The 1,038-nt window shown below is 72.3% G+C and carries 2 protein-coding genes; both read right to left on the bottom strand.

Features of this window, described 5'->3' with window-relative positions; translation table 11 throughout:
- Positions 1 to 293 (bottom strand): hypothetical protein (locus ABFX50_RS50650; RefSeq protein ID WP_346158469.1); only part of this gene is annotated, 293 nt, incomplete at its 3' end.
- A 1-nt stretch (position 294) separates the two neighbouring features.
- Positions 295 to 1,038, bottom strand: a 744-nt coding sequence (locus ABFX50_RS50645) for an AAA family ATPase (RefSeq protein ID WP_346158467.1), incomplete at its 5' end; no start/stop codon positions are given.

The following is a 1,038-nucleotide window of genomic DNA, read 5'->3' as shown; positions in this document are numbered from 1 at the left end:
GTCTGCTCGCCCGCGCCGAACCTGTCGCGCGCCCGCAGCCCCGACAGCGCCCAGCCGCCCAGGTTGCGCACCTGAAGGACGGCCACCGCGGCGTCGCCGCGCGGCACCTTCAGCGGCGTCACCTCCCGCCGCACCTCCAGCTTCGGCCTGGGCGCGGTCCACGCCAGCGCGCAGGCCAGCGCCAGCAGCCCGCCGCTGGCCAGGACGGCGGGCTCGGGATAGCCGAGGACGTACGCCACGGCGTAGAGGACGAGCGACCCTGCGAGGGTGCCCCAGCCCAGCGGGGTCAGCATGTCAGGCCGCCTGGGGTACCGGCATTCCGGCCATGACCTCGCCCAGCACGTCGGCGGCGGTGCGCTGGCGCAGCTCGGCCTCGGGGGTGAGGATGAGCCGGTGCGCGATCACGGGGACCGCCAGGGCCTTGACGTCCTCGGGCACCACGTAGTGGCGGCCGGTGGAGGCGGCCCTGACCCTGCTGGCGCGCAGCAGCGCGAGGCTGGCGCGCGGGCTGGCGCCCAGGCGCAGGTTGGGGTTGGTCCTGGTGGAGGCGACCAGCGCGACGATGTAGTCGTAGACGGGGTCGGCGACGTGGATCTGACCGGCGAAGTCGATCATCGCGGCGACGTCGGAGGCGCGGGCCACCTGCGGCAGCCTGTCGACCTGGGGCCCGGCCTTGAGGATCTCGACCTCCGAGTAGTGGTCGGGGTAGCCGACGGAGATCTTCATCAGGAAGCGGTCGAGCTGCGCCTCGGGCAGCGGATAGGTGCCGTCCATGTCGACGGGGTTCTGGGTGGCGACCACCATGAACGGCCTGGGCACGGGGTGCGGCTCGGCGTCGACGGTGACGCGGCGCTCCTCCATGACCTCCAGCAGCGCCGACTGCGTCTTGGGCGAGGCGCGGTTGATCTCGTCGGCCAGGACGATGTTGGCGAAGACCGGTCCCTGGTGGAACTCGAACTTCTGGTGCGCCTGGTTGAAGATCGACACGCCGGTGATGTCGCTGGGCAGCAGGTCGGGGGTGAACTGGATGCGCCGCCA

It is taken from the genome of Nonomuraea recticatena (assembly GCF_039533245.1).
Lineage (GTDB): Bacteria > Actinomycetota > Actinomycetes > Streptosporangiales > Streptosporangiaceae > Nonomuraea > Nonomuraea roseola.
Note: the sequence above shows the minus strand (reverse complement) of the source record. Positions and strands in the feature narration are given on the sequence as shown.